Annotated in this window: 1 pseudogene; it reads right to left on the bottom strand. The window is 37.9% G+C overall.

Annotation, left to right across the window (positions count from 1 at the left end):
- Nucleotides 1-929 (bottom strand): annotated as a pseudogene (locus tag ODU39_RS10190) (transposase); the annotation flags it as partial.
- Nucleotides 930-1,011 lie beyond the last annotated feature (82 nt).

Genomic DNA, 1,011 nt, shown 5'->3' on the forward strand with positions numbered 1-1,011 from the left:
GGTAAAGGGCATTCTTTGTAAAAGACTTGCCTATAGAGAAGGTCTGGGTTGCTCTCGTCTAGTGCAGAAATATCATAGAATGTATCAGACTTATCCCCCATTAACCGCCAACCTGTAGAAGATGTTGCCCAGTCTTTGTCTTCTTTCTTTAACTTTTTGACAGATTGAGTTGTGACAAAAGCTCTCCCTCTGATGTTATTGTAGCGCTTATTACCAATAGAAGAAAGTCCAGCATCTGTACAGACCACAAATTGAGCTTTTTCAAAATCCTTGATAATCTTCTTCTCTAAAGGTTTCATAGTCGTCTGTTCATTTGTATTACCAGGTGTTATAGAGAAAGCTAATGGAATTCCTTGAGAATCCACAAATAAGCCCATTTGAACGATTGGATTTGGTCGATGTTCCTTAGAATAGCCATATTGTCTCAGTTGCCCCTCCTCATCTTCTTCCTCAATTTCGAAATAGAAATTTGTGCAGTCGTAATAGAGAACATCTGTCTTACGAGAGGACAGAGCAGCTGAGTTTTTATAGAGTTGTTCTTGAATAAAGTCAGTCTCTTTGGCAATGATTTCTAATCCTCGGTAGAGGTGCTGGAGTTCCAGAGTTTTAGGTTCTAGGAGAGTTTGTGAAAAATGAGCGGTAGATCGTTTAGAGGATGGGAATAGGATTCTGCCGTAGAGGAGACGAGAAAGAATGGTATCTAAGTGAAAACTAAAGTGATATCTCTTCTGAATATCTTGACAGATTTTATCCAATCCCAACTGATAATAGATATTCTGTAGAAATAAATATCCCCCATGATATTCATTTCGTTGATTTTGTTTCAACTGTTTCTTCTCATGTAGTTTGACTAATATTTCTTGTTTATCTTCCTTATCGAGTTCGGTTAACTCTTTAGCCCGCAATTTTGCCCATTCCATAGGTTCCATTTCGGGATGTAGCTGTTGAAGAGTTTCATGATTGCCGAGATTTTCGACAATGGTAGAAGTTCTTTTATTGCCAAACTTAATA

The sequence above is a fragment of the Streptococcus sp. 2021WUSS126 genome (assembly GCF_044427255.1).
GTDB classification, from domain to species: domain Bacteria; phylum Bacillota; class Bacilli; order Lactobacillales; family Streptococcaceae; genus Streptococcus; species Streptococcus hashimotonensis.